Source organism: Limosilactobacillus reuteri, from assembly GCF_020785355.1.
Classification (GTDB): Bacteria; Bacillota; Bacilli; order Lactobacillales; family Lactobacillaceae; genus Limosilactobacillus; species Limosilactobacillus reuteri_I.
This window is the reverse complement of record NZ_JAJGVH010000075.1, coordinates 36399-61662: the sequence shown is the minus strand read 5'-3', so window position 1 is coordinate 61662 and position 25264 is coordinate 36399. Positions and strand designations below refer to the sequence as shown.

General features: G+C 39.0%; 22 protein-coding genes and 1 riboswitch. Of the genes, 21 read left to right on the top strand and 1 reads right to left on the bottom strand.

Features of this window, described 5'->3' with window-relative positions:
• The first annotated feature begins 139 nt into the window (after nucleotides 1-139).
• The 8 genes from glyQ to pepT all read left to right on the top strand — a co-directional run bounded on the left by glyQ (nucleotide 140) and on the right by pepT (nucleotide 10623).
• A complete protein-coding gene (gene glyQ / locus LMB56_RS06410; RefSeq protein WP_003665860.1) occupies nucleotides 140-1126 on the top strand; it encodes a glycine--tRNA ligase subunit alpha in 987 nt (328 codons plus the stop codon).
• Between the two features lies 1 nt (nucleotide 1127).
• Nucleotides 1128-3203 carry a glycine--tRNA ligase subunit beta gene (gene glyS / locus LMB56_RS06405; protein WP_229283583.1) on the top strand — a complete coding sequence of 692 codons (2076 nt, stop codon included), beginning with the start codon at nucleotides 1128-1130 and terminating at the stop codon, nucleotides 3201-3203.
• A 134-nt stretch (nucleotides 3204-3337) separates the two neighbouring features.
• Nucleotides 3338-5203: a DNA primase gene (gene dnaG / locus LMB56_RS06400; protein ID WP_216578252.1), complete on the top strand. Its 1866-nt coding sequence runs from the start codon at nucleotides 3338-3340 to the stop codon at nucleotides 5201-5203.
• Between the two features lies 1 nt (nucleotide 5204).
• Nucleotides 5205-6347 (top strand): RNA polymerase sigma factor RpoD, encoded by a 1143-nt coding sequence (gene rpoD, locus LMB56_RS06395; RefSeq protein WP_003665864.1) that lies wholly within the window; start codon nucleotides 5205-5207, stop codon nucleotides 6345-6347.
• Nucleotides 6348-6547: 200 nt separating this feature from the next.
• A complete protein-coding gene (locus tag LMB56_RS06390) occupies nucleotides 6548-7732 on the top strand; it encodes an aminotransferase class I/II-fold pyridoxal phosphate-dependent enzyme (protein ID WP_229283584.1) in 1185 nt (394 codons plus the stop codon).
• Between the two features lie 97 nt (nucleotides 7733-7829).
• Nucleotides 7830-8537 carry a tRNA (adenine(22)-N(1))-methyltransferase gene (locus LMB56_RS06385; RefSeq protein WP_324294724.1) on the top strand — a complete coding sequence of 236 codons (708 nt, stop codon included), beginning with the start codon at nucleotides 7830-7832 and terminating at the stop codon, nucleotides 8535-8537.
• The gene (locus tag LMB56_RS06380; RefSeq protein WP_229283586.1) at nucleotides 8524-9348 is read left to right on the top strand and encodes a Nif3-like dinuclear metal center hexameric protein; all 825 of its coding nucleotides are present in this window, start codon (nucleotides 8524-8526) and stop codon (nucleotides 9346-9348) included. The genes LMB56_RS06385 and LMB56_RS06380 overlap by 14 nt, the downstream gene beginning before the upstream one ends.
• A 24-nt stretch (nucleotides 9349-9372) precedes the next feature.
• Complete coding sequence (gene pepT / locus LMB56_RS06375) at nucleotides 9373-10623, top strand: peptidase T (protein WP_229283587.1); 1251 nt, start codon at nucleotides 9373-9375, stop codon at nucleotides 10621-10623.
• A gap of 41 nt (nucleotides 10624-10664) precedes the next feature.
• On the opposite strand, the gene LMB56_RS06370 is transcribed toward pepT, so the two are convergent.
• Nucleotides 10665-10907 (bottom strand): YjzD family protein, encoded by a 243-nt coding sequence (locus tag LMB56_RS06370; RefSeq protein ID WP_019253448.1) that lies wholly within the window; start codon nucleotides 10905-10907, stop codon nucleotides 10665-10667.
• A gap of 82 nt (nucleotides 10908-10989) precedes the next feature.
• Here LMB56_RS06370 and dnaE point away from each other — a divergent pair, with 82 nt between their 5' ends.
• From dnaE to cmk, 13 genes are all read left to right on the top strand, one after another.
• Complete coding sequence (dnaE, locus tag LMB56_RS06365; protein WP_229283588.1) at nucleotides 10990-14337, top strand: DNA polymerase III subunit alpha; 3348 nt, start codon at nucleotides 10990-10992, stop codon at nucleotides 14335-14337.
• Between the two features lie 185 nt (nucleotides 14338-14522).
• Complete coding sequence (pyk, locus tag LMB56_RS06360; RefSeq protein WP_003665875.1) at nucleotides 14523-15944, top strand: pyruvate kinase; 1422 nt, start codon at nucleotides 14523-14525, stop codon at nucleotides 15942-15944.
• Nucleotides 15945-16085: 141 nt separating this feature from the next.
• Entirely contained in the window at nucleotides 16086-16967 is an 882-nt protein-coding gene (locus LMB56_RS06355) for a CvfB family protein (protein ID WP_229283589.1), read from the top strand.
• Nucleotides 16967-17860 carry a tyrosine-type recombinase/integrase gene (locus tag LMB56_RS06350; RefSeq protein WP_229283590.1) on the top strand — a complete coding sequence of 298 codons (894 nt, stop codon included), beginning with the start codon at nucleotides 16967-16969 and terminating at the stop codon, nucleotides 17858-17860. Before LMB56_RS06355 ends, LMB56_RS06350 begins: the two co-directional genes overlap by 1 nt.
• A gap of 13 nt (nucleotides 17861-17873) precedes the next feature.
• Complete coding sequence (locus tag LMB56_RS06345) at nucleotides 17874-18230, top strand: reductase (RefSeq protein WP_229283591.1); 357 nt, start codon at nucleotides 17874-17876, stop codon at nucleotides 18228-18230.
• Complete coding sequence (locus LMB56_RS06340) at nucleotides 18223-19014, top strand: segregation and condensation protein A (RefSeq protein WP_229283592.1); 792 nt, start codon at nucleotides 18223-18225, stop codon at nucleotides 19012-19014. Before LMB56_RS06345 ends, LMB56_RS06340 begins: the two co-directional genes overlap by 8 nt.
• Entirely contained in the window at nucleotides 18977-19582 is a 606-nt protein-coding gene (scpB, locus tag LMB56_RS06335; protein ID WP_229283593.1) for an SMC-Scp complex subunit ScpB, read from the top strand. Before LMB56_RS06340 ends, scpB begins: the two co-directional genes overlap by 38 nt.
• Nucleotides 19582-20295, top strand: coding sequence for a pseudouridine synthase (locus LMB56_RS06330; RefSeq protein WP_117115200.1), 714 nt, complete (start codon nucleotides 19582-19584; stop codon nucleotides 20293-20295). Before scpB ends, LMB56_RS06330 begins: the two co-directional genes overlap by 1 nt.
• 135 nt (nucleotides 20296-20430) lie before the next feature.
• Nucleotides 20431-20550, top strand: a riboswitch (FMN riboswitch).
• A gap of 117 nt (nucleotides 20551-20667) precedes the next feature.
• The gene (locus LMB56_RS06325; RefSeq protein WP_229283594.1) at nucleotides 20668-21246 is read left to right on the top strand and encodes an ECF transporter S component; all 579 of its coding nucleotides are present in this window, start codon (nucleotides 20668-20670) and stop codon (nucleotides 21244-21246) included.
• 100 nt (nucleotides 21247-21346) lie between these two features.
• The gene (locus tag LMB56_RS10495) at nucleotides 21347-22372 is read left to right on the top strand and encodes a helix-turn-helix domain-containing protein (protein ID WP_229283595.1); all 1026 of its coding nucleotides are present in this window, start codon (nucleotides 21347-21349) and stop codon (nucleotides 22370-22372) included.
• The gene (locus tag LMB56_RS06315) at nucleotides 22362-23801 is read left to right on the top strand and encodes a RecQ family ATP-dependent DNA helicase (protein WP_229283596.1); all 1440 of its coding nucleotides are present in this window, start codon (nucleotides 22362-22364) and stop codon (nucleotides 23799-23801) included. Before LMB56_RS10495 ends, LMB56_RS06315 begins: the two co-directional genes overlap by 11 nt.
• Before the next feature lie 84 nt (nucleotides 23802-23885).
• A complete protein-coding gene (locus tag LMB56_RS06310) occupies nucleotides 23886-24458 on the top strand; it encodes a hypothetical protein (protein WP_042746293.1) in 573 nt (190 codons plus the stop codon).
• 73 nt (nucleotides 24459-24531) lie between these two features.
• Nucleotides 24532-25218 carry a (d)CMP kinase gene (cmk, locus tag LMB56_RS06305; protein ID WP_229283597.1) on the top strand — a complete coding sequence of 229 codons (687 nt, stop codon included), beginning with the start codon at nucleotides 24532-24534 and terminating at the stop codon, nucleotides 25216-25218.
• Nucleotides 25219-25264: the final 46 nt, after the last annotated feature.

The following is a 25264-nucleotide window of genomic DNA, read 5'->3' as shown; positions in this document are numbered from 1 at the left end:
TTGGCACTCTAACAGCCGCTTAAACTAAGCTGTTTTACAGAGATGTAAAAAAGTAGGGTGGAACCGCGATTAACTTCGTCCCTACAGTATCGATTATTTGATACTGTAGGGACTTTTTCATTGAAAGGAGAAGTAAAGTATGACGAAAAAACTAACCGTGCAAGATATTATCTTTACATTGGAACAATATTGGGCAGATCAAGGCTGTATGTTGATGCAGGCTTATGATAACGAAAAGGGTGCGGGGACAATGAGTCCTTACACTTTCTTGCGTGCAATTGGTCCTGAACCATGGAATGTGGCTTATGTTGAACCTTCACGGCGGCCCGCTGATGGTCGTTATGGTGAAAACCCAAACCGGCTTTACCAACACCACCAATTTCAGGTATTAATGAAGCCTTCTCCTGATAATATTCAAGAATTATACTTAGGAAGTTTGAAAAAGTTAGGAATTGATCCTTTAGAACACGATATCCGGTTTGTTGAAGATAACTGGGAAAACCCTTCAATGGGCTGTGCCGGTGTTGGTTGGGAAGTTTGGCTTGACGGAATGGAAGTTACTCAATTTACTTACTTCCAAGTCGTTGGAGAGTTGCCAATGAGCCCAGTGGCCGCCGAAGTTACTTATGGACTTGAACGGTTGGCTGAATATATTCAAAACGTTGATTCAGTTTATGACTTAGAGTGGGCGGATGGTGTTCTGTATGGTGATATCTTCCAAGAACCTGAATATGAACATTCTAAGTATGCATTTGAAGAAAGTAACCAAGACATGCTTCTACAAGACTTTAATGATTACGAAAAAGAAGCTAAACGTTTAATTAAGCTTGGATTGGTTCACCCAGCTTATGATTATGTTTTAAAGTGTAGTCATACCTTTAACTTGCTAGATGCGCGTGGTGCTGTTTCGGTTACCGAACGTGCTGGTTATCTTCACCGTATTCGAATTATGGCAAAATCAATTGCCAAAGCCTTTGTTGAAGAGCGGCGTAAACGTGGCTTCCCATTGATTCATGATGAAGCAGTTCGTCAAAAGACAGTTGAAGAATATACAAAAAAAGCGGAAAAGGCAAAGGAACGGGCCGCAAAGCAAGCAGCTAAGAAAGCACAAAAGGGGGAAAAGTAAGATGGCAAATACATACTTATTAGAAGTCGGTGTTGAAGAAATGCCTGCTCACGTTGTAACACCAAGTATTAAACAGTTACACGAACGAGTAGCAAAGTACCTTAAAGAACAACGGATTACTTTTGATGATATTCAAGAGTTTGCTACTCCACGACGGATGGCATTACTAATCCATGGCTTAAGTGATAAGCAACCTGATATTGATGAATCAGTTAAGGGTCCTGCAAAAAAGATTGCGCAAGATGCCGATGGTAATTGGACAAAAGCTGCGATTGGTTTTACTCGGGGTCAAGGTGCTTCTGTTGAAGATATTGAATTTAAAGAAGTAAAAGGCGTTGAATATGTTTTTGTTGAAAAGCATATTGCTGGAAAAACTGTTGCTGAAGTTCTTCAAGGATTGCCAGCAGTTATTACTTCGATGACATTCCCAACCTTGATGAAGTGGGGCTACAATAACTTACAATTTATTCGGCCGATTCGGTGGCTAGTTTCATTATTAAATGATGAAGTCGTTCCATTTAATATTTTGGACGTTGAAGCTGGTCGAGAAACACAAGGTCACCGGTTCTTAGGTCATCCAGTTGAAATTGCTAAGGCTGATGATTATGAAGAAACCTTAAATAATGATTTCGTTATTGCTGATCAAACAAAGCGAAAGAATTTAATTAAGGATCAAATTACTAAAATTATCAATGAAAACAATTGGCAAGTTGATTGGGATGAGGACTTGCTAGAGGAAGTTAATAACTTAGTTGAATGGCCAACTGCTTTTGCTGGATCTTTTGATGAGAAGTACTTAGCCTTACCTGATCCGGTCTTAATTACTTCCATGAAGGATAACCAACGTTTCTTCTGTGTACGGGATGAAGATGGTAACCTCTTATCGCACTTTATTTCTGTTCGTAACGGTAACACCGACTACCTTGATAATGTTATTAAAGGAAATGAACGGGTTCTTGTTCCTCGGCTTGAAGATGCTCAGTTCTTCTATCAAGAAGACCAAAAGTTGACAATTGATGAATATGTGGAACGACTTAAGAAAGTTAGCTTCCATGATAAGATTAGTTCAATGTATGACAAAATGCAGCGGGTTGCAGTGATTGCCAGTGTTCTTGGTAAGCAGCTAAATCTTTCAGATGAAGAACTAGCAGACCTTGATCGAGCAGCACATATTTATAAATTTGACCTTACTACGCAAATGGTGGGTGAATTTGCTGAATTACAAGGAATCATGGGCGAAATCTATGCTAAGTTATTCGGTGAAAAAGATGATGTTGCCACAGCTATTCGCGAACACTACATGCCAATCTCTGCAGAAGGAGAATTACCACAAACTAAGATTGGCGCGGTCTTAGCAATTGCCGATAAACTTGACAGCATCATGAGCTTCTTTGCAGTTGATATGATTCCAAGTGGTTCGAATGACCCTTATGCTTTACGTCGGCAAGCCTTTGGAATCGTCCGAATTATCGCCGATCGTGGTTGGCACCTTCCATTATTAAATATTCAATCAGAAATTATCCCTGCCTTCGAAACTGCTGAAATCAATGTTTCTTTTGATTTGAATAAAAATAGTGATGAAGTCCGTTCATTCTTCTTAGACCGGATTAAGCAGTTATTCCATGGTCAAAAGGTTCGTCACGATATCATTGACGCAGCTACCGATACTCGCCAAAATGATATTGCCAATGTTCTTGCAGCTATTCAAACTATTGACGATCATAAGGATGATGATAGCTTTAAGGAAGATGTTGAAGCTCTTACTCGGGTATTACGGATTGCAAAGAAGGATAATCGTCCAGTTAGTGAGCTTGCAGTAGATCCTAATCTATTTGAAAATCCATCTGAGGCCAAGATGCACACAGCTGTTTCAGAATTGATTAAAGAAGATCAACAGACAGTAAATGAAAACTTCGCGGCTTTACGGACTTTAACACCAATAATTAGTGAATACTTTGATGAAAATATGATTATGGATAAGAATGAAGACATTCGTAATAATCGTTTGGCCCAATTAAGTATTTTGGCTCACCAAGCATCATTAATTGGTAACTTGGATAACTTGATTGTAAAATAAGACGTTTTAATTGTATTGCTGCTAACTTGTGGTATTATAGATATTAGTTAAATGTAAAAATAGGTGGAGGTCGCATTCCGTTAGGTTGCGACCTTTCATTTCGTTGCTGTTCGCTTACTAAGTGAGGTGGATCAATGGCAAAGATACCGCGTAATGTAATTGATGAAATACGAAATTCAGTTGATATTGGTGATGTAATTGGGCGCTATGTCCAATTGCATCAGGCTGGAAAAAATCTAATTGGGTTATGTCCTTTTCATGATGAAAAGACACCATCTTTTTCGGTGAATGAGGAAAAGCAATTTTTCTATTGTTTTGGATGTCACCGGAGCGGAAATGTATTTCAATTTTTAATGGAATTAAAGCATATCGATTTTGTTGATGCGGTTAAGGAGATCGCTAACGATAGCAATATCAAGATTCCAGAACAATATGTTAGCGTTCCGGCTAAACCATTAAATAACGAGAATCGACAGCTGTTTGATCTTCATGATAAAGCAGCTAAACTTTATCACCATATATTGGTAAATACACCGGCTGGGCAAGTTGCACTTAATTATTTAAAAAAACGGGGAATGAGTGAAGAACTGATTGAGCAATTTGGCTTAGGCTATGCTCCTGATCAGCGAATCTTAAAGCCGTTCTTCCAGCAGCAAAAAGTTGATTACCAATTGCTAAGAAAAAGTGGGCTTTTTAGTGAAGACCAACAGGGAGAGTTGCGAGACCGGTTCATTGAACGGATAATGTATCCGATAAAAAATGGTCAAGGGCAGGTAATTGCTTTTTCTGGTCGATTAATCGATACCAGTAAAACAAATTTACCTAAATATTTAAATAGTCCTGAGACACCAATTTTCAACAAACGACGGACATTATTTAATTTTGACGTTGCACGAAAAGCAGCCCGAAAAGATGGTCGATTATACTTATTTGAAGGATTTATGGATGTGATTTCTGCTTTTGCCGCAGGAATCGAAAATGGAATTGCTTCAATGGGGACCAGTTTTACCGAAGAGCAAGTAGCGATTATTGGTCGTGCTACAAAGCAATTAGATATTTGCTATGATGGAGATCAACCGGGACAAAATGCAATTGATCGTGCAATTAGTCTCGTTAATGATCATCGACCTAATCAGCTGCAGGTGAAGGTTGTCCAATTACCAGCTGGGATTGATCCAGATGAATATGTTCAAAAGTATGGTCCACAGCAATTTAACGCCTATCTTACTAATAAGGAAGAAACAACAACAGAATTTTACCTGCGCTTTTTAAGAAATGGGAAGAATTTAGATAATCAGAATGAGCTGATGCAATATCTTAATCAAGCACTGAAGGTAATTGCTCAAGTTCAAGCTCCCTTAGAAGAAGATATGTACTTGCAACGGTTAGCAAGTGAGTTCAATTTAGATCGGCAAACCTTAAAGACGCAGTTAGATCAATTGCGACAGCAACTAGGAATTCATAATCAGCCATGGATTAAGCAACAGCCTTCACTAGTGCGTCATCAACAGTTTCAACAAACTAGTGAAGAAGAACATCGAAAAGTTAAACTTAGTAGGACTGAATTAGCGGAACAGATCTTACTAAGGTACATGCTATATGATCGTGAAGTGTGGATGCATGTAACATCAGATCACGATTTTCATTTTGCACATGAAAAATATCAAACCTTGTATTTATTAGCAGCAAGTTATTTTTCTGAAAACGGATCGTATTCAACCGCTGACTTTCTTGATTATTTAGATGAAAGTAGTTTACAAGGTACTCTTGGACAAATTGAAAATTTAAATGTTGACCAAGAAGTTGATATGCGGGCAATTGATGATTGTATCCATATGATCGCAGAACAAACACCGTTAGCTGCGCAAATTGCAGATAAGCAAGCCCAGTTAAAAGAAGCTAATTCATTGCATAATACAGAATTAGCTACGCAATTAACGATTGAACTGGTAAAATTATTAAAGCAGCAGCAACGCTTAAAAACGGAGGAGACTAATTAATATGGCAAAGAGCAAGAAAAAAGACATTGTTATTTCTAACAGCGCCGATTTCGACCAACAAGAATATGACACCGCAGTTGGTAAGTTAATTCGTAATTACAAGAAGCAAAAGCAGATTGAATACGATGAATTAACTACTAAAATTGCTAAACCATTTGAATTGAACGCTGATGGGATTGATAATTTACTTCAAAATATTGAAGATGCCGGAATTAGTGTTGTCGATGAAAATGGGGACCCAGATCCTCGTGCTTTAAAAGCTACTGAAAAATTATCACAATCTGCCATGAAGGATACATCAGCACCAACTGGGGTTAAAATTAACGATCCTGTGCGGATGTATTTGAAAGAGATTGGTCGTGTAAACCTTTTGACGGCTGATGAAGAAGTCCAGCTTGCTTTACGGATTGAAAAAGGTGATGAAGTAGCTAAACAAGAGCTAGCTGAGGCAAACTTACGGTTAGTTGTTTCAATTGCAAAGCGTTATGTTGGCCGTGGGATGCAGTTTCTTGATTTAATCCAGGAAGGTAACATGGGACTTATGAAAGCCGTTGAAAAATTCGATTACCGGCGAGGATTTAAGTTCTCTACTTATGCTACCTGGTGGATTCGTCAGGCTATTACGCGGGCGATTGCTGATCAAGCCCGGACAATTCGGATTCCGGTTCATATGGTTGAAACTATTAACAAATTGATCCGGATTCAACGGCAATTACTTCAAGATTTAGGTCGTGAACCGTTACCAGAAGAAATTGGTGCAGAAATGGATATGCCAACTGAGAAAGTGCGGAATATTCTTAAAATTGCCCAAGAACCAGTTTCGCTTGAAACGCCTATTGGTGAAGAGGATGATTCTCATTTAGGGGACTTTATTGAAGATCAAGATGCAACAAGTCCAGCTGACCATGCTGCTTATGAAATGATGAAAAAGCAGCTTGAAAATGTTTTGGATACGTTAACCGATCGTGAAGAGAACGTTCTTCGGCTTCGTTTTGGCTTAGATGATGGTCGAACACGGACCCTTGAAGAAGTCGGAAAAGTCTTCGGGGTAACGCGGGAACGGATTCGTCAGATTGAAGCTAAGGCGCTCCGAAAATTACGCCACCCATCACGTTCTAAGCAATTAAAAGATTTCTTAGAATAAAAAAATATATATACGTAAAAAATGAATTTACACAAAAAGCAACTTGAGTTAATTAATTATCTTAAGCTGCTTTTTAATTTTATTTAAAATAAATGAGAGAAATCTTATTTTTATATTGAAAACATTCAATTGTTCGGGTAAAATTTTTATAAAGCGTTTTTTAAATCTATTATAAATAAAAATTGAGGAGAGATCGAACAATGCCAGAACTATCTGCTGATTTATATGGAACTGTTAGTCATAAGTTAGATGCGTTACAGCCATCAGGTATCCGTGAATTCAACAAAGAAGTTTCAAAGATTCCGGGGATTATTAAATTAACATTAGGAGAACCAGACATGGCAACTCCTGAACACGTTAAGCAAGCGGCCATTAGAAGTATTGAGGAAGATGATTCTCATTATGCTCCACAAATGGGAAAGCCAGAATTACTTGAAGCAATCAGTGATTATATTCAGAATACTCGTGATGTGCACTATGACCCACAAACAGAAATAATTGCAACTGTGGGAGCAACCGAAGCCCTCGATGCAACCTTATTTGCAATTCTTAATACTGGAGATAAAGTTGTGGTTCCTACCCCGATTTTCTCCCTATATTTCCCATTGATTGAAATGACAGGAGCAACAGTTGTTCAGGTTGATACTTCAGCAGATAATTTTGTTTTGACTCCAGAAAAACTTGAAGAAGTCCTTGAAGAAGAGGGAAAAGGCGTCAAAGCCGTTATTCTTAACTACCCAAGCAACCCAACTGGTCGTGAATATCCTCAAGAAGTTCTAGCAGGATTAGCTGAAGTAATTAAGAAGCATCATTTATATGCGATTGCTGATGAAATCTATAGCGAATTAGTCTATGGGGTAGAGCACTATTCAATTGCTACCATGATTCCAGAGCGGACGATTTTCATCTCTGGACTTTCAAAATCTCACGCAATGACTGGTTACCGTTTAGGATATGTTGCTGCTCCAGCTAAGATCATGGCTAATATTTCAAAGATGCATGCTTTCTTAGTCACAACAGTAACTAATAACGTTCAAGTTGCAGCAGCTGAAGCACTGACAAATGGTTTAAATGATCCATTAGAATTTCGAAAGATTTACCAGCATCGTCGCGATTTACTTGTTACCGGTCTTAAGAAATTAGGCTTTGAAATGTTAACTCCTGAAGGGGCATTTTACCTTTTTGCTAAGATTCCAGCTCAATTTGGAACTGACGATGTTGCCTTTGCAAAGCAGCTTGCTAAAGAAGCAAAGGTTGGAGTAACACCAGGTAGTGCATTTGGTAAGGGTGGCGATGGTTATGTTCGTCTGTCATATGCCTCCTCTGATGAAAACCTAACAGAAGCCATTAAACGAATTGGTGAATTTTTAGACCATCTTGCGTAAATTAGAAGGAAGTAGGAATAGGACTCCTAAGTGGGTGCTATCTTGCTTCCTCTTTTTGTTATAATTAATTTATTAAATAGATAAAGGAATGATTTTTGTGGATGAAAAGCACTTATCAGCACGTCTAGCATGTGTTGCTTCCCTTGTTCCAGCAGGTGTGCGGGTAGCTGATATTGGTTCTGACCATGCGTATTTACCAGCCGCATTAGTGTTAGATGGTAAAATTGATTTTGCAATTGCTGGAGAAGTAGTAAAGGGTCCTTATGAAAATGCCGTTCGTGAAATAAAAGACCACCAATTAGAAGGCCAAGTTATCCCACGTTTGGCAGACGGTTTAGCAGCGATTGAACCAGCAGATAAAGTCGATACAATTACGATTGCCGGAATGGGCGGGAGTTTGATTGCTTCGATTTTAGAGAAAGACAAGAATAAGTTAACAGGAATTAAGCGACTTGTCCTTCAACCGAATGTAGGGGAAAGTCAGTTGCGTGAATGGTTAATGAATAATCATTACCAAATAATGAACGAAAAAATAATTGAAGAAGACAATCATATTTATGAGATTATCGTTGCTGAGCCATCAGTTGTCCCATTTAGATACAGTAAGTATGAGCTTGATTTTGGACCATTTTTATTGGAAAACAAAGGGCCTGTTTTTAGGAAAAAATGGCAAGAATATCTTCAACGTGAAGCCCATGTTATTGATCAGATGCAAAAGGCTCAACAGCCACCAGTAAAAAAGATTAATGAGATAAATCAGTTTTTATCACAAGTAAAGGAAGCGATCGCCGATGACAATCGGTAACCAATTAATTGCGCGTTTTGAAAAATTTGCTAATCCGCAACTAGCAGAAAAATGGGACCATGTCGGTCTACAAATTGGCAATCCAGATCTCCCGATTACTCGACTAATGACCACCCTTGATGTTCGCCCAGAAGTGGTTGATGAAGCAATTGAACAAAATGTTGACTTTATTTTTGCTCATCATCCCATTATGTTTCACCCAGCAAAGAATCTAGATACGCGGGATCCGCAAAATGCAATGTACGCTAAACTTTTGACAAATAATATTACTGTTTATGCAGCTCATACGAATTTGGATACTGCTAATGGCGGAATGAATGACTGGTTAGCAGATCAACTTCACCTAACTAATACTGTGCCTTTAGTGCCAGCAGGAAATGATCCAATAAGCGGTGAACCAGTTGGAATGGGGCGTGTTGGTGAGCTGAATGAACCATTAACACCGCAAAAATTTGCAAATTATTGTATGGGTGTTTTTGGCATCCGCGGATTACGGTTAATTGTCAACCCGCTTGACCAAGAGAGAGAGATTAAACGTGTTGCAGTACTTGGTGGTGCTGGTCAAGATTTTTATCAACAAGCTCTTGAAGCTGGAGCTGATGCTTATGTCACTGGAGATGTAAGTTACCACTTTGCGCACGATATGATTGCTAATCACCTTGTCGTTATTGATCCTGGACATCATATTGAAGTGGTAGCTGCCCACCAGCTTGCTAACTTAATCACCCAGTGGAAGAATGAAAATAATTGGCAGTTTGAGGTGCTAGAGAGTAGAGTTAATACAGAGCCGTTTACTTTTATTACTAAATAGGTTTTAGATAAGGAGATGCTAATCATGAGTGAGGAAAAGTATGAGGGGTTATTACCACGTTTTTTGAAGTATGTTAAAACTGAAACAAGGTCAAATCCAGATTCAAAAACAATTCCTTCTGATCCTAAGGAAACTGCATTTTTAAATGAATTAAAAGATGAATTGATATCTTTAGGGTTGAGTGATGTTCACATTAATCCACAAAGTTCATATTTGGTCGCCACAATTCCAAGTAATATTGACAAGGATGTGCCAACGGTTGGCTTCATTGCCCATATCGACACTGCAGATTTTAATGCTCATAACGTTAATCCACAGATTGTCGAAGATTACGATGGCAAGTCAGATATTAAGCTTGATAAAGATGGCCAATATGTCTTAACTACTACTGAATTTCCATCATTGAAAAAATATCAGGGCAATACTTTAATTACTACTGATGGGTCTACTTTGCTTGGGGCTGATGACAAGTCAGGAGTAGCGGAGATTGTTACAATGGCTGCTTACCTGATGGCTCATCCTGAAATCAAGCACGGAACAATTAAGATTGGTTTAGGACCTGATGAGGAAATCGGCACCGGGGCTGATCATTTTGATGTTAAAGATTTTGGGGCCGATTTTGCCTATACGGTTGATGGTGGCCCACTTGGCGAATTGGAATATGAAACATTTAATGCAGCTCAGGCAGAAATTGAGATTCAAGGAAAAGATGTTCACACTGGGGTTGCTAAGGGAACGATGATCAATGCTATTCAGGTTGCAATTGACTTGCAAAATAGTTTGCCGGCACATGATCGCGCAGAACGGACAGATGGACGGCAAGGATTCTATCACTTATACAAGTTTGATGGCACTGTTGATCATGCCTCAATGACTTATTTAATTCGTGATCATGATAAGCAAACATTTATTGAACGGAAGCATTTACTCGAACGGGTTGTTGATGGTTTAAATGATGAACTTGGTGCAGACTTAGTAACGATGAATCTTTATGACCAATACTACAACTTAAAAGATGCGCTTAAGGATCACATGGAAGTTGTTGAAATCGCGAAGAAAGCTATGGAAAATCTAGACATTAAACCTGATATCTATCCAGTTCGTGGCGGGACGGATGGTTCAACAATTTCTTACAAGGGCTTACCAACTCCTAATCTTTTTGCTGGTGGAGAAAATATGCATTCCCGTTATGAATATGTATCACTGCAAACGATGGAACGGGCATTGGATACCCTGCTTGAGATTGTGCGGTTGACTGCGGAAGAAGATAAATAAATTAAAAAGGATCGAGCCATTTTGGACTCAATCCTTTTTAATTAATCTTCATTTTTGCTAGGATTTGCATCTGCGGTAATCTTATCCACACAATTGATAACGACTAATCCCATAATTACAGAACACCAGCCGACAAGGGTGTAGTCTGGTGTCATCGATTCTAGTTGACTTGTGATGTAAGCTAGGACCTCACCCAGAATAAGTGCCCAAATACCAGCCACGATATTCTTTGATAAAAAGTTCATGTTGGTCATCCCCTTTGAAGTCATACCATATTCTAGCATATTTATTAATGCTTTTGAAAGGGTTGGGTTAATTTCTCTATTTAGTCTGATTTGATATAATTTTATTGAGAGGTGAAATGAAGTGGATTTTACGCCCTTAGATGTTAAGAGTAGTTATAGTTTGCTAAAAAGTCCAACCCGGATTTCTGACCTAGTTACAACAGCTAAGGAACGAGGGTATAAGGCATTAGCGTTAACAGACGAAAATGTTTTATATGGGGCTGTCGAATTTTATAATGCAGCTAAAAAAGCAGGAATTAAACCCATTCTCGGCTTGCGGCTGGTAGTTGCATTAAATGAGACGGATGGTACCAAGCTAGATTTAGTATTTCTAGCTAAGAATCAACGAGGGTATCAGCATCTGATGGACCTATCGACGCTTCAGCAAACACGAAAAGATAAAAAAGTACCTTTAACGGTTGCGCAAATTAGTCCTTTATTGGATGATTTATTTATAATTATTCCTCCTCAAAGTACGGTTTTTAGTGTGCTTGCTCAGCCAACATCAATTTTAACTGAGCTTGCTAATCTGGGGGATGATGATAGCGTTCTGTTAGGAGTCAATTCGCGGTTAGATGACGTTCAAATAGATACCTTGCGACAATTATCAAAACAATTATCTTTGCCATTAGTAGGGACGTCTCCAGTTGATTATTTAAATGCTAATGACCTTTTTGCTAGTCGGGTTTTACAAGCAATTGATGCCGGCGTTGAGTTAAAAGATCCGACGATAGAAGCGGGGCGAAGAGGACAACATTATCTCCATTTGAAAGAACAGGTTGTCCAAGATTACAAGGCAAAGGGGCTTAGTGCAGCCGCACAAAAGACAGTTGAAGTAGCAGCCCTGTGCAACGTTGAACTTCAATTTAGGGCCCCGGTCCTTCCTCATTTTAAAAATCAAGCAGGGGTATCATCGCAACAATATTTACGTTCCCTATGTATTCAAGGATTGAAAAAAAGGCGAGTTGCACCAGGAAAAACTATTCAACAGTACCAAGAACGTTTAGCGATGGAATTAAAAGTAATTCATGAAATGGGCTTTGATGATTATTTCTTAATTGTATGGGATGTAATGAATTTTGCTCACCAGCAAAAGATTACGACCGACCCTGGACGGGGATCAGCTGCGGGATCATTAGTTGCCTATGCTTTAGCTATTACAGAGGTTGATCCTTTGCAATATGACTTATTATTTGAACGCTTTCTGAATCCAGAACGAGCCCAAATGCCCGATATTGACTTAGATATTCCCGATAATCGGCGTGATGAAGTCTTGCAATATGTGCATCAAAAATATGGTCACCAACGCGTAGCCCAAATTATTACTTTTGGGACATTGGCTGCTAAACAAGTCGTTCGTGATGTGAGTCGGGTCTTTAACTTACCCCGTTACGATATGCAAAGGTTAATCGACGCATTACCGCATGGCCTTCACGTGACAATCAAAGATGCATTAAAGGAGTCGCAACAATTAAAAAATCTTCTTGATGATAATCCTAAATTTCGTTTGCTGATTCAAGTTGCACAGCAATTAGAGGGATTGCCGCGGCATTATTCAATTCACGCGGCAGGAATTGTCCTTTCTGAGCAGCCACTACATGAAGTTGTGCCGTTGCAGGATGGTAGTGATGGCTTGTTAATGACGCAGTTTGCCAAAGACACAGTAGAAGCGCTGGGGTTATTAAAAATGGATTTCTTGGGATTGAAGAACCTTTCAATCATGGATAATACTCTTCAAATGATTCGGCAAGAAGATCCTAATTTTGATTTACAAAAAATTAACTTTAACGATCCATTGACTCTCCAACTATTCCAGCGAGGAAAAACTGAAGGGATTTTTCAATTTGAATCAAGTGGGATCAGAAATGTATTGGTCAATCTTCATCCAACGAATTTTGAAGATATTGTGGCAGTGAACGCACTTTATCGTCCGGGTCCAATGGAAAATATTCCTCATTTTACCGCCCGCAAAGCTGGAAAAGAGAAAATTACTTATCCTGCTCCTTCACTTGAAAAAATTCTGGGACCAACTTACGGTATTTTGGTCTATCAAGAGCAGGTAATGCAGCTGGCCTCGGTAATGGCTGGTTTTACCTTAGGAGAAGCGGATCTTTTACGCCGGGCAATGAGTAAGAAGAAAAAGGCCACAATGGAGGATATGCGGACAAAATTTATTGCCGGCGCAACAGAACACGGCTATTCAGCACAAGTTGCTCACCAGGTATTTGAATATATTGATCGCTTTGCTAATTATGGGTTCAATCGTTCGCATGCAGTTGCTTATTCTATGATGGCGTTTGAGATGGCATATTTGAAAGTTCATTACCCTGCAGCTTTTTTTACAGCCCTAATGAATGCAGAAACTAATATTGAGAAATTGAAGCGTCATGTGGGGGATGCAAAGCAATTTGGCGTCAAGATTAGTGGCCCGCGAATCAATATAAGTGAGAGTAGTTTTCTATTACATGATGGAACAGTTTACTTTGGCTTTTCTGCTATTAAAGGAGTACGTCGTGATTTTGTCGCCGCGATTCTTGAAGAACGGCAGGAAAATGGCAAATTTACAGATCTTCGTAATTTTATTACCCGCATTCCAGAACGTTGGCAAAAGCAAGAATTAATCGAACCATTAATCTATAGTGGGGCCTTTGATAATATGGGGTACAATCGAGCCGAGATGATTGACGCCCTTCCTAAATTAATTTCCGGGATTGAGTTGTTTGCCGGTTTTGCTAATTTTGACGATCCTACGCTCCAAACGGCAATCGACCAACGAAACGAATTCCCTCTGTTGACCCGTTTAACGAAGGAGAATGAATACTTAGGAGTATATCTTTCTGGCCACCCAGTTACTCAATATTACCAATTAGGACAGCAGCTCCATGCAACTAAAATTGCTGATTTATACCCGAATTCAGAAGCGACAATAATTGTCCTTACAAATCACGTTAAGACTATTTATACTAAACGTGAACATCGGGAAATGGCCTTTGTTAATGGAACAGATGAGACCGGAGTAGTTGATATTACTGTCTTTCCTAAACAATATCAGCAGTTCAAAGAGCAACTAGAAACAAATAAGATCTTAATTGTCAGAGGTCGAGTAGAATATCGGGAGGGACGAGGCCTACAATTAGTTGCTAATCAATTGCAGGATGTTAAAAAAGTTCAACAGGAGCGCCCTAGTCAACGATGGGTTTTACGAATCTTACCGTCATTAGACACTGAGATGGTGCATCGAGAGTTAAATAATATTTTTAATGAATACCATGGTTCAATTCCTGTCTTGTTGTTTTATCCAGCAAACGATAAGAAGATCCTACTTGATCAAAAGCGATGGTTAAAAAATTCTCAGAAAGCAAAAAAGGCGCTTGTTGCCGTTCTTGGCCAAGAAAACGTTGTCTTACAACAGCTTAATAGTAATCACTGAAAGCTCTAAAATTAAATAACAGTTAGAAAAAATAACTAATTTTAGAATGATAGCGCTTTTTTAAAACCTTTTGCATAAAAAATAAAGACACGTTATTTGAAAAGTGCTATCATAACAGTGTGCAAATGAGGCATACAATTACAGATCGTGATTGATGCTATAGATGCAAAAGGAGAGATTCATTTATGAAGAAAACCAAGATTGTAAGTACACTTGGTCCTGCAAGTACTGATGTTGATACGATCGTTAAGTTGATCAATGCGGGAGCTAACATTTTCCGTTTCAACTTCTCACACGGTGACCACCCAGAACACTTGGGTCGGATCGAAAACGTACACAAGGCTGAAGAAATTACTGGCAAGCACGTTGGTCTTATGCTTGATACTAAGGGTGCCGAAATTCGGACTACTGTTCAAAAAGAAGGTAAGATCAACTTTGAAATTGGCGACAAGGTTCGCATTTCAATGGATCCTTCAATTGAAGGTACTCATGACAAGATTGCTGTTACCTACCCAGGCTTATACGATGATACTCATGTTGGTGGCCATGTTCTTTTTGATGATGGTTTAATTGACATGGTTATTGATGAAAAAGACGATGCAAACAAGGAACTTGTATGTCACGTCTTAAACCATGGTGTTCTTGGTTCTCGGAAGGGTGTTAACGCCCCTGGTGTATCAATCAACTTACCAGGTATTACTGAAAAGGACAGTAGCGATATTCGTTTTGGTTTGGAAAACAAGATTAACTACATTGCTGCATCCTTCGTTCGTAAGGCTCAAGATGTTCTTGACATTCGTGAATTACTTAAGGAAAAGAACATGGAAGATGTTCAAATTTTCCCTAAGATTGAATCTCAAGAAGGTATCGACAACTTTGAAGAAATCATCGCTGTTTCTGACGGTTTAATGGTACCTCGTGGTGACATGGGTGTTGAAATTCCTGCCCAAAATGTGCCAATTGTTCAAAAACACATGATCAAGCGTTGTAACGAATTAGGTAAGCCAGTTATTACTGCTACCCAAATGCTTGACTCAATGCAAGAAAACCCACGTCCAACCCGTGCCGAAGTATCAGACGTTGCTAACGCCGTATTTGATGGTACTGATGCTACTATGCTTTCTGGTGAAAGTGCTAACGGTGACTACCCAGTTGAATCTGTTGCAATGATGAACGACATTGATATCAAGGCTGAAAACCACCTTTGGGAATTCGGTACTGAAAAGTTCGATTGGGACAAGTCTGACGTAACTGAAACTATCGGTTCTGCTGTTGCTAACGCAGCTAAAGACTTAGACATTCACACAATTGTTGCTTACACTGCTTCAGGCTACACTGCTAAGATGATTTCTAAGTACCGTCCTAATGCTGATATCGTTGCATTAACTCCAAACGAACGTGTAGAACGTGGACTTATGATCAACTGGGGTGTTCAACCATACGTTGTTGATGAAATGAAGAACACTGATACAATGTTCGACTTAGCTGCTAAGAAGGCTGTTGAACTTGGCTTTGCTAAGAAGGGCGACAAGATCATCATCGTTGCCGGTGTTCCTTTAGGTGTACCAGGTGCAACTAACATGATGCGTGTTAAGACTATCGACTAATATTTTATAATATTGTCTGCGAAAAGATCGGTCATTGGTAACCGGTCTTTTTTTATACCAATGATAATCATTGATCTTACTAGCAAAATAAGCTTTTACCGTGTAAAATCGATATAGAATAAAAAAGGATAAGTGATAAAAATGAATTCAGCATTAGGAAAAGTTGTTACAGCGGTAATGATTGATGAAAATGATACCGATTATTTTGTTCAACCAGATCGTAATGGGCAAACATATCGATTACCGAAAAGTGAAAGTCCTCAAGAATTACATATTGGTGGACAGGTACGCGGCTTTGTTTATGAAAATGAGGATCATCAACTACAGATGACCTGTGAGCACATTCCAACGATCCAGGTTGACCATTATGATTATGGTACAGTAGTTAATGTTCGTCGTGATCTAGGAGTTTTTGTTGATATCGGTCTTCCCAATAAGGATATTGTTGTCTCTTTAGATGACTTGCCAAGTTTGAAACACTTATGGCCACAACCAGGTGACCGTTTATTAATGTCCCTTCAAGTTGATGATAAGGATCGTCTATGGGGTAAATTAGCAGATGATCAAATCTATCAAACTATTTCAGCAGCTCCAGATAAACGCTTGCTCAACCATGATACTTATGCCACGGTTTACCGCCTCAAGATGAGTGGAACCTTTGTGATTACTGATGACTATCGTTTAGGATTTATCCATCCAAGTGAACGAGACCAAGAACCACGATTAGGTCAACGGGTTAAAGCGCGGGTTATTGGGATTTCATCACATGGTAGTCTTAATCTCTCACTTAAGCCTCGTGCCTACCAAGCTATTGGTGAAGATGCACAAATGATTTTGACAATGTTAGAACATGATATAAATCACCGCTTGCCATATACTGATAAGACGAACCCATCGATCATTCGCGATGTCTTTGGCATAAGCAAGGGGCAGTTTAAACGTGCTATTGGGCATTTGCTTAAAGAAAAATTAGTAAAACAAGAAAATGGCCAATTAATCCTAGTAAAAGAGAATCAAGATTAATGAATAATGAAGTGGCTGCGTTTTTAGCTTTTTTAAAAGATGAACGACAATTAAGCGATAATACCTTGATGAGTTATCAACGGGACTTAGAACAAACTGTGACTTATTTAGAAGATCGAGGAATTGCTGATTGGCAACAGGTGGACCACTATTTGCTAATTGACCTCCTTAATAGTTTTCGTCAGCAGGGAAAAGCTAATTCAACAATTAACCGTGTGATTTCAAGTTTACGGCAATTTTATAAATACATGATCCGTCACCATAACCTAACCATTAATCCAATGGAAATGATTGATCACCAGTATACCTTTAACCAACCACCTGCACCGGTAATTTTAACTGAAAAAGAAATTGAACAACTGCTGGCAGTCCCGGATGTTTCAACCCCAATTGGTCTTCGTGATCGAGCGTTGTTAGAGATTATGGATGCAACGGGAATGAGGGTTAGTGAAGTAATTGCTTTGGATCGGACAGCACTTCATCTCGACGTTAAGCTTCTACAACTAACGGGAAAGAATGAACGTGAACGAATGATTCCCTTAAGTCAACCAGCAGTTAAGTGGCTTACCGACTACCTAGACCGCGGTCGGCCACGTTTACTCAGAGATGAGCACGAAACGCGGGTGTTCTTAAATGCTCATGGTTATCCTTTGACGCGGCAAGGAATTTGGAAAAAAATGAAGGAATGGGTTAGTGAGGCTAAAATCAAAAAAGAAGTTACTCCTCAAACCATGCGCTATTCTTTTGCTGTTCATTTAATAGAAAATGGCGCCGACGTCCAATTAATCCAAGAAATCCTTGGTTATAACGCGATGAAGGCTCTCCAACCATATTTACAGGTTTCGCCGCAACAGTTATCTGCTAACTATATGAAATATCATCCGCGTGCATAGAAAGGAAAATACGATGTTAGTTCGTTATCGAAAAGATTACCAAAAAATCGCCCTAGGTTTATTGTCCTTAGTAAAAGACCTTCGAAAAGATAATCGCTTTATGGAGGAGATGGACTGGGCACTTGCTAATGGTTGGCCAATCTTTTTGTGGAAAGACATGGATGATAGCCACTTTATTGGAATTGTGATTTTAGAAATAGGAGATTGTTACGTACTGATTCGCCGCTTATCATTTACGCCAAGCGAACGAACGGGGCATAATATTTTTTCCTTATTAGATGGCGTTCACGATCAGTATCCTCATAAACGCCTCATGGGAACCTTAGCAACCCAACCAATAATTAGCATGTGGGAGAGAAATAATGAATAAGCAAGTGCAACCACAAAATCCATTTCAACCAGTCATAAAAGTTCATGACTTTGAAGGGCCACTAGATTTATTACTTCATTTAATAAAGCAATCTGAAATGGATATTTATGATATTCAGATTTCGCAAATTACAAGCCAATACCTTGATTACCTTCACCAAATGCAAAGCCACCAATTAGAAGTCGCGGGTGAATATTTTGTAATGGCTGCGACTCTGATGGACATTAAAAGTCAGATGCTGTTACCTTCGTCGCCAGTATTGGATGATGAGCCAGAAGTAGAGGAGATTGATCCCCGGCAAGAATTAGTGGAACAGCTTTTGGAATATCAGCGTTATAAAAAAGCGGCAGATCGATTAAAAGATAAAGAAAATCTGCGTCAACAGGAGTATACTCGGCCAGCAATGCAGGTTCCTCGTGAAATGGTAAAATCTCATGTGGAGCCGGGCATCAAATTAACGGATTTGCAACAAGCTTTTGTAGCAGTTCTCCGCCGCCAACAATTAGCTACTCCATTAGTTGAAACTGTTGCAGCTGAAAAAGTAAGCGTTGGGCAACAAATGAACCACGTGATTGAAATTGTTCATGATGGTCCGGTTAGATTTGAAGACTTGTTTGAAGATTTACATACTCGTGATGGCTTAGTTACAACTTTTTTAGCAATTCTTGAACTAGCAAAACATCAAGCAATTACTATTAACCAAGGTGGCTTGTTTGAACCAATAATTTTAGCGGAGGGACCTAAGAGTGACGAATACGAAACTAACCAACCAAGCGCAGATTGAAGGGTTACTTTTTATTAGTGGGGATGAAGGAATTACCCTAGGCGATTTAGCAAAAATTTCTGGTTTTATGAAACCGGCTGTTCTAGCAATATTACAAAAGCTAAAAAAGAAGTATGAAGATGATCCCACGTCTGCTTTTATCTTACTTGAAAGTGATCAGACCTATCGTTTAGCAACCAAGTCCCAGTTAGCAGAGGTCATTAAACATTACTTTGAAGTTCCATTAACGGTGCCATTAACTAAAGCATTATTAGAAGTATTGGCCATTGTTGCTTATCGGCAACCAATTACGCGACTAGAAATTGACGATATTCGTGGAGTGCAAAGTTCAGGATCATTACAAAAATTAATGGTTCGTGGGTTAGTTGACACTCATGGACGCTTGGATGCACCTGGCCGGCCATTTTTATATTCAACAACTCCGGCTTTCTTAAACTATTTCGGGTTAAGCGATTTGGATGAACTTCCACCGCTACCTGATCAAGATGAATTAGAAATGAGTAATATTAATGGTGATATTTTCCTCGAAGCGTTACAAGCACGAGAAGAACGAAAGGACGATAATTAATGGAACGATTACAAAAGGCAATGGCGGAAGCAGGAGTAGCTTCTCGTCGAGCGTCAGAAAAACTTATCCTTCAAGGGAAAGTTGCAGTTAATGGCAAGATTGTGACTGAACTTGGGACTAAAGTTGGCGTTCATGATGAGATTGTAGTAAATGGGGTTCCAATCCATCATGAACAACACGTTTACTACTTGCTAAATAAACCGCGGGGTGTTATCTCAAGTGCTCATGATGATAAGGGGCGGCGAACAGTCGTTGACATTATTCATGATGCTGATATTGATGAACGCATTTATCCAGTTGGTCGATTAGACTATGACACAACCGGGATTCTTCTCCTAACAAATGATGGTGCTTTGGCAAATAAACTGATGCATCCTAAATATGAAGTTGAAAAAACTTATGTTGCTAAGGTTGAAGGAATCGTTAAAAATGATGAGTTAAAACAATTACGTTTAGGGGTGGTCATCGATGGGCGAAAGACAAAACCGGCTAAATCGAAGCTCCTGAATGTTGACCGTGCCAAGAAGACAAGTCTTGTTCAATTAACAATCCATGAAGGACGAAACCACCAAGTTAAGAATATGTTTAAGGCAGTAGGACATCCGGTGACTAAACTTCATCGTGAAACATATGGACCATTAAATTTATATGGTCTTCAGCCGGGTGAATTTCGCGCATTAAAGCCTGAAGAAGTGCAGTTGCTAAAGAAGTAAAATTGAATTTGTGAAATGATCTGAGGGGTAGTTATGGGGCAAACTTCTTGGAATTTTACGAAAAAAAGAGCCAAGCTATAAACGTTGACATGACGGCAAAAGCCTATTAGAATAGGATTTGTAAAAATATAAAACGTTTGTCTTCAAGGCGCGGTGAAATTCCCGACCGGCGGTGACAGCCCGCAACCCATTGTTAATGGTTGATCTGGTGTAATTCCAGAGCCGACAGTATAGTCTGGTATAAAGAAGATTTCTGTATTAAATAATCTTTAAATAGTTTATTTGCGTTGCTGACAAACAAATGGTAAATCGGCAACGCTTTTTTAATACAGGATGCCAAATGGAGACAATCTCAGATGGAGGTTGTTATTAATGACAGTAACGCATCAACGTATTCAACGATTGGTAGGTATAGCATGTTTGGGTGCCCTAGCATTTATTTTAATGTTTTTTGAGTTTCCGGTTTTGCCGATGGCGCCCTACCTTAAACTGGATTTTTCTGATGTCCCTGTTTTGCTAGGGGGGTATATCTATGGGCCAGTTGGCGGAATTATTATCGCCGCAATTAAATGTTTAATTCATGGAATGATTCACGGCTTTTCTCCAGCTGAATTAATTGGAGTTACTAGTGATTTCATTTCATCCCTCGCTCTTCTGCTTCCGTTTTGTTGGATATGGCGTCATCATAACTGGAGTAAGAAAAGACAAGCGATTACTGGAATTGTTTTGGGAACGGTAACATTGACTGTCTTAATGTCCCTGTTGAACCTGTGGATCCTTACGCCTTTATATATGGCGGTTTGGAACTGGAAGTCGACATTACCAGTATCCCAGCTAGTGGCGATTGGTGTGTTGCCTTTTAACATTATTAAAGGTTTGGTTGTTACAATTGTATATATAATTATCGCGGGTCGGTTACGTTCATGGCTAGACCAGCATAGAATGATCTAAAAAGATAGATTAAGAGGCTGAGATTTTTTCTTGGCCTTTTATTTTTATGGTAGAATTTTTAAATAAATTACGTATATAAATATATAGGGGGGTGAAATCCGTGAATAAATTATTACGCTTTTTTAGCTATCACCAGCCACGGCGAATTCGTGTAATTGAAAACACTCTTCGAAGCCGGCGAACAGTCGCAACCCTCTTTTGGGCTCGACAATATGGAATTTTAGAGTGGTTAGGGGCAGACCGCGCAATGAACCGTCAAGAATATGATCAGCTTATTAATCAACTTGTTGCTGATAAATTATTAGCGATTGATGATCAATCCCAAGCAATTCTTACAGAAGAGGGCGCGAAAGTCTTAAAAAACGAAGAAGAGAGTTTCTACATTCCGTCGTTTTACGACTGGTACTGGTTAACCAATACTCAACGGATAATTCAACGACTTTTTTTGGCTATTCAAGTCGTATCAGAGTTCTCACATCATCAAAGAAAATATGTCCCATTGGCTATTTCATATAGTGAAATGGTTGCGGTGAAGCAGTGGTTTCGACAAAATTATCATCACGATCTGGTTAAAAATCTCTATACTGATCTCCATCGGTTTGGCAGCGCTTTGGAAAGTGAAGATCCACGAATGATAACAGACCTTTTTAATGTCATGATTGGTTATCAGCGATCAGGATGGACAATTAATCAAGCAGCTCAAGATTTGAAAATAAAAATCGATGATATCCAGTACTTACGTCATGACGAGATGTTAGCAGTTAGCGCTTATGCTCGTAATTTTCCTGGTCCACTGCAACAATTGCTCCTTCCATTGATCAATGAGAGTCCACTAAATCGGAGTGCCCAAGTAACATTTGACTTGTATACCCAGGGAGAGCCAATTGAACTGATTGCTCAAGAGCGACGGTTGAAAGAAAATACAATTAGGGAGCATCTTTTAGAAGCAGCAATCCTCATTCCTGACAAGCTAGATTGGGATATTCTTTTGCCAGAGAGTAAGCGTGACGAACTTAGTCGATTCTATAAGGGCGAACCAACAACATGGAAATTCGATGAGCAAATTGCCAGTTTTTATGAATATCGCCTATATCAAATATTTCAAGGAATAACAAATGAAAAATAAGCAAGAAATTCTAGATGTTTTACAAAATCATTTTGGCTTTGATAATTTTCGTCCAGGCCAAGAAGAGACAATTAACGCCTTGCTGGAAGGAAAAGATACTTTGTCAATTCTTCCCACTGGTGCCGGAAAATCCCTTTTATATCAATTACCAGCTTATTTATTGCCAGGAACGATTCTCATTGTTTCACCGTTGATTTCGCTAATGCAGGATCAAGTTGACCGTCTTCATCGTCAGGGAGAAAAACGAGTCATTATGTTAAGCGGCCAACTTGTCGGAAAAGAGCGAGCAAGTGTCCTCCGCAATTTGAAATCATTTAAATTTATATTTACTTCTCCGGAAATGCTTGATAACCAGCAAGTTTTAACCGCGCTTAAGAAAAATAAGATTGCGTTAATGGTTATTGATGAAGCCCATTGCATCTCACAGTGGGGCCCTGATTTTCGTCCTGAATATTTATTGCTAAAGGAAGTTCGGCAGCAATTAGGATCGCCGACAACATTGCTGTTAACGGCAACTGCTACGCCCCGTATTCGGCAGGACATTTTGAAAAAAATGGGAATGGCGACTGCCTATCAGGTAATTAAATCTGTTGACCGTCCTAACATTTTTTTAGCTGTTCAGTCCATCGCTACTCAAAAGGAAAAAGATGGTGAACTTCTGAAACTAGTTCAAAAATTCACTGGTCCCGGGATTATTTACTTCGCAAGTCGCAAGCTGGCTTCTCAGATGGCAGAATGGCTTGAAAACCAAACTGATTTAAATGTGGCAGCTTATCATGCTGGCGTTGCTCCAATTGAACGATTTCGAATTCAAAATCAATTTATGAATAATGAATTACAGGTGATATGTGCAACGAGTGCCTTTGGGATGGGGATTGATAAAAATGATATTCGTTACGTTATTCATTATCATTTGCCAAGTAATTTAGAGAATTATTTACAGGAAATCGGTCGGGCTGGTCGTGATGGTAAGCAGAGTTTGGCGGTTCTTCTATATGCAAATGGTGATGAAATGATTCAACGACAATTAACAAGCGTTGATCTCCCACCAGTTACAATTCTAGAGCAGATTAAGAATGGCAAGTTATCAGCAAGTGTTTTGGGGGAGCAAGCATCTTTATTTGAGTTTTATCTTGAACATTCTTTTACACCTCAGCAAATAATTACGATGTTTGAGCGACGTAAAATTCAAACAGAAAAAGAATTGCAAGAGATGGTTGCTTATATCAAAGAGGACGGTTGTAAACGAGAATATCTTTTAACATACTTTGGTGAGCAATTTGACGGTTCGAATGAATTCTGTTGTGATTATGAGCTTTCAGATTGGGAAGCTAAACTAATTTTGCCGGTCAGTCAGCCGCTTTCTGAAAACAATAAAGTAGGTTGGGAAGACCGCTTAAAAGCCTTGTTAAATATTACTGAAAATTAAAGTTTAGTGTTGTTGCTAGACAATCATCAAAAGTTTGCGATACAATCAGAATGTTAATTCTCAAAATAAGGAGGCATGATTACTTTGAGTGAGGAACGGAAAGAGAGCCGACGAGCTAATGATGAATTATGGGATAAAAAGTTTACAGATAACGAAGATCTTGATAGTGATGGCCATTTGTCACGAACGGAACACCGTAAGCAACGATCACATAATTCAATGATTACTACGATCTTAATCGTGTTAATTATTGTTCTCGCCGCTACACCACTTATTTATTGGATTAATAATAAACAGTCCTTCAATCATCCAGTGAGAACTGAACAAGTAGCTACTAGTTCTGAAAATAGTAAAAAAAAAGAATCTCACAGTTCGAGTACCTCTAGTGAGCATTCAAAGAAGGAATCTAGTGTAAGCAGTAGCGAATCCTCTTCTTCAAGTATTGAGGAATCAAGTTCGACGCAAACCAGCCAAAGTTATAGTGCTCCGCAAAGCAGTAGTAGCTATTATCGATATAGTAGTAGTTATCGTTATGGTAATGGGTATCAAAACCGGACTACTCCTAATCGCTACAGTAGTTATCAGCAGCGTTATAACAATAACCAAACCTATAATCGCTACAATAATAATACAGAAAATACAAACCGTTATCGTTAAAAATAGAGTATTAGCAGCAATTTTCTGATAAAGTAGTGTATTGGATTGAAAATAGAGGAGTGAATAACTAATAATGTGTAAGAGATTGCAAGTAGCAATTGATGGTCCGGCCTCAGCAGGAAAGAGCACGGTCGCCAAATTAGTAGCAAAAAAGTTTAATTATGTCTATTGTGATACCGGCGCAATGTACCGAGCTGTTACATTAGCAGCATTAAACCAGGGCATTGATCCTAAAGATGATACAAAGGTTGCTGAAATTGCTCGGCAAATAAAAATTGATTTTGAACCTGGTGAAACTGAACAAAGAGTTTTCTTGGATGGTAAAGAGGTGACTCATGATATTCGGTTGCCGAAAGTAGCAGCAAATGTATCTGCTGTGGCGGCAGTTCCAGCTGTTCGCGAAGAGATGACTAAGCAACAGCGGCAAATTGCCGAAAGTGGTGGAATTGTAATGGATGGACGGGATATTGGTACAACTGTTTTACCACAAGCATCTGTAAAGATATTCATGGTAGCGAGTGCCTATGAGCGGGCACGACGGCGATATGCTGAAAACCAGGCAAAAGGGATTAATACAACATCGCTTGAAGAATTACAAAAAGCAATTGAATTAAGGGATAAAAAAGACTCAACACGAAAAGTTTCACCTCTTACACAAGCACCTGATGCAATCAAATTGGATACAACAAATATGACAATTGATGAAGTTGTGAGTGAAATCAGTAAAATAATTAAAAAAACACAAGATGAATTAGCCTAAATACTGGAAATGTGAAACAAATTTTAGTAAAATATCTTTTAGAGTT

Excerpts from the sequence above, each read along its gene's own strand:
- LMB56_RS06350 (WP_229283590.1), top strand. The coding sequence starts at position 16,967 with ATGAATAATGAAGTGGCTGCGTTTTTAGCTTTTTTAAAAGATGAACGA.
- LMB56_RS06340 (WP_229283592.1), top strand. The coding sequence starts at position 18,223 with ATGAATAAGCAAGTGCAACCACAAAATCCATTTCAACCAGTCATAAAA.
- glyQ (WP_003665860.1), top strand. The coding sequence starts at position 140 with ATGACGAAAAAACTAACCGTGCAAGATATTATCTTTACATTGGAACAA.
- LMB56_RS06390 (WP_229283584.1), top strand. The coding sequence starts at position 6,548 with ATGCCAGAACTATCTGCTGATTTATATGGAACTGTTAGTCATAAGTTA.
- rpoD (WP_003665864.1), top strand. The coding sequence starts at position 5,205 with ATGGCAAAGAGCAAGAAAAAAGACATTGTTATTTCTAACAGCGCCGAT.
- pepT (WP_229283587.1), top strand. The coding sequence starts at position 9,373 with ATGAGTGAGGAAAAGTATGAGGGGTTATTACCACGTTTTTTGAAGTAT.
- dnaG (WP_216578252.1), top strand. The coding sequence starts at position 3,338 with ATGGCAAAGATACCGCGTAATGTAATTGATGAAATACGAAATTCAGTT.
- cmk (WP_229283597.1), top strand. The coding sequence starts at position 24,532 with ATGTGTAAGAGATTGCAAGTAGCAATTGATGGTCCGGCCTCAGCAGGA.
- LMB56_RS06330 (WP_117115200.1), top strand. The coding sequence starts at position 19,582 with ATGGAACGATTACAAAAGGCAATGGCGGAAGCAGGAGTAGCTTCTCGT.
- glyS (WP_229283583.1), top strand. The coding sequence starts at position 1,128 with ATGGCAAATACATACTTATTAGAAGTCGGTGTTGAAGAAATGCCTGCT.
- LMB56_RS06355 (WP_229283589.1), top strand. The coding sequence starts at position 16,086 with ATGAATTCAGCATTAGGAAAAGTTGTTACAGCGGTAATGATTGATGAA.
- LMB56_RS06380 (WP_229283586.1), top strand. The coding sequence starts at position 8,524 with ATGACAATCGGTAACCAATTAATTGCGCGTTTTGAAAAATTTGCTAAT.
- LMB56_RS06315 (WP_229283596.1), top strand. The coding sequence starts at position 22,362 with ATGAAAAATAAGCAAGAAATTCTAGATGTTTTACAAAATCATTTTGGC.
- pyk (WP_003665875.1), top strand. The coding sequence starts at position 14,523 with ATGAAGAAAACCAAGATTGTAAGTACACTTGGTCCTGCAAGTACTGAT.
- LMB56_RS06345 (WP_229283591.1), top strand. The coding sequence starts at position 17,874 with ATGTTAGTTCGTTATCGAAAAGATTACCAAAAAATCGCCCTAGGTTTA.
- LMB56_RS06325 (WP_229283594.1), top strand. The coding sequence starts at position 20,668 with ATGACAGTAACGCATCAACGTATTCAACGATTGGTAGGTATAGCATGT.
- LMB56_RS06370 (WP_019253448.1), bottom strand. The coding sequence starts at position 10,907 with ATGCTAGAATATGGTATGACTTCAAAGGGGATGACCAACATGAACTTT.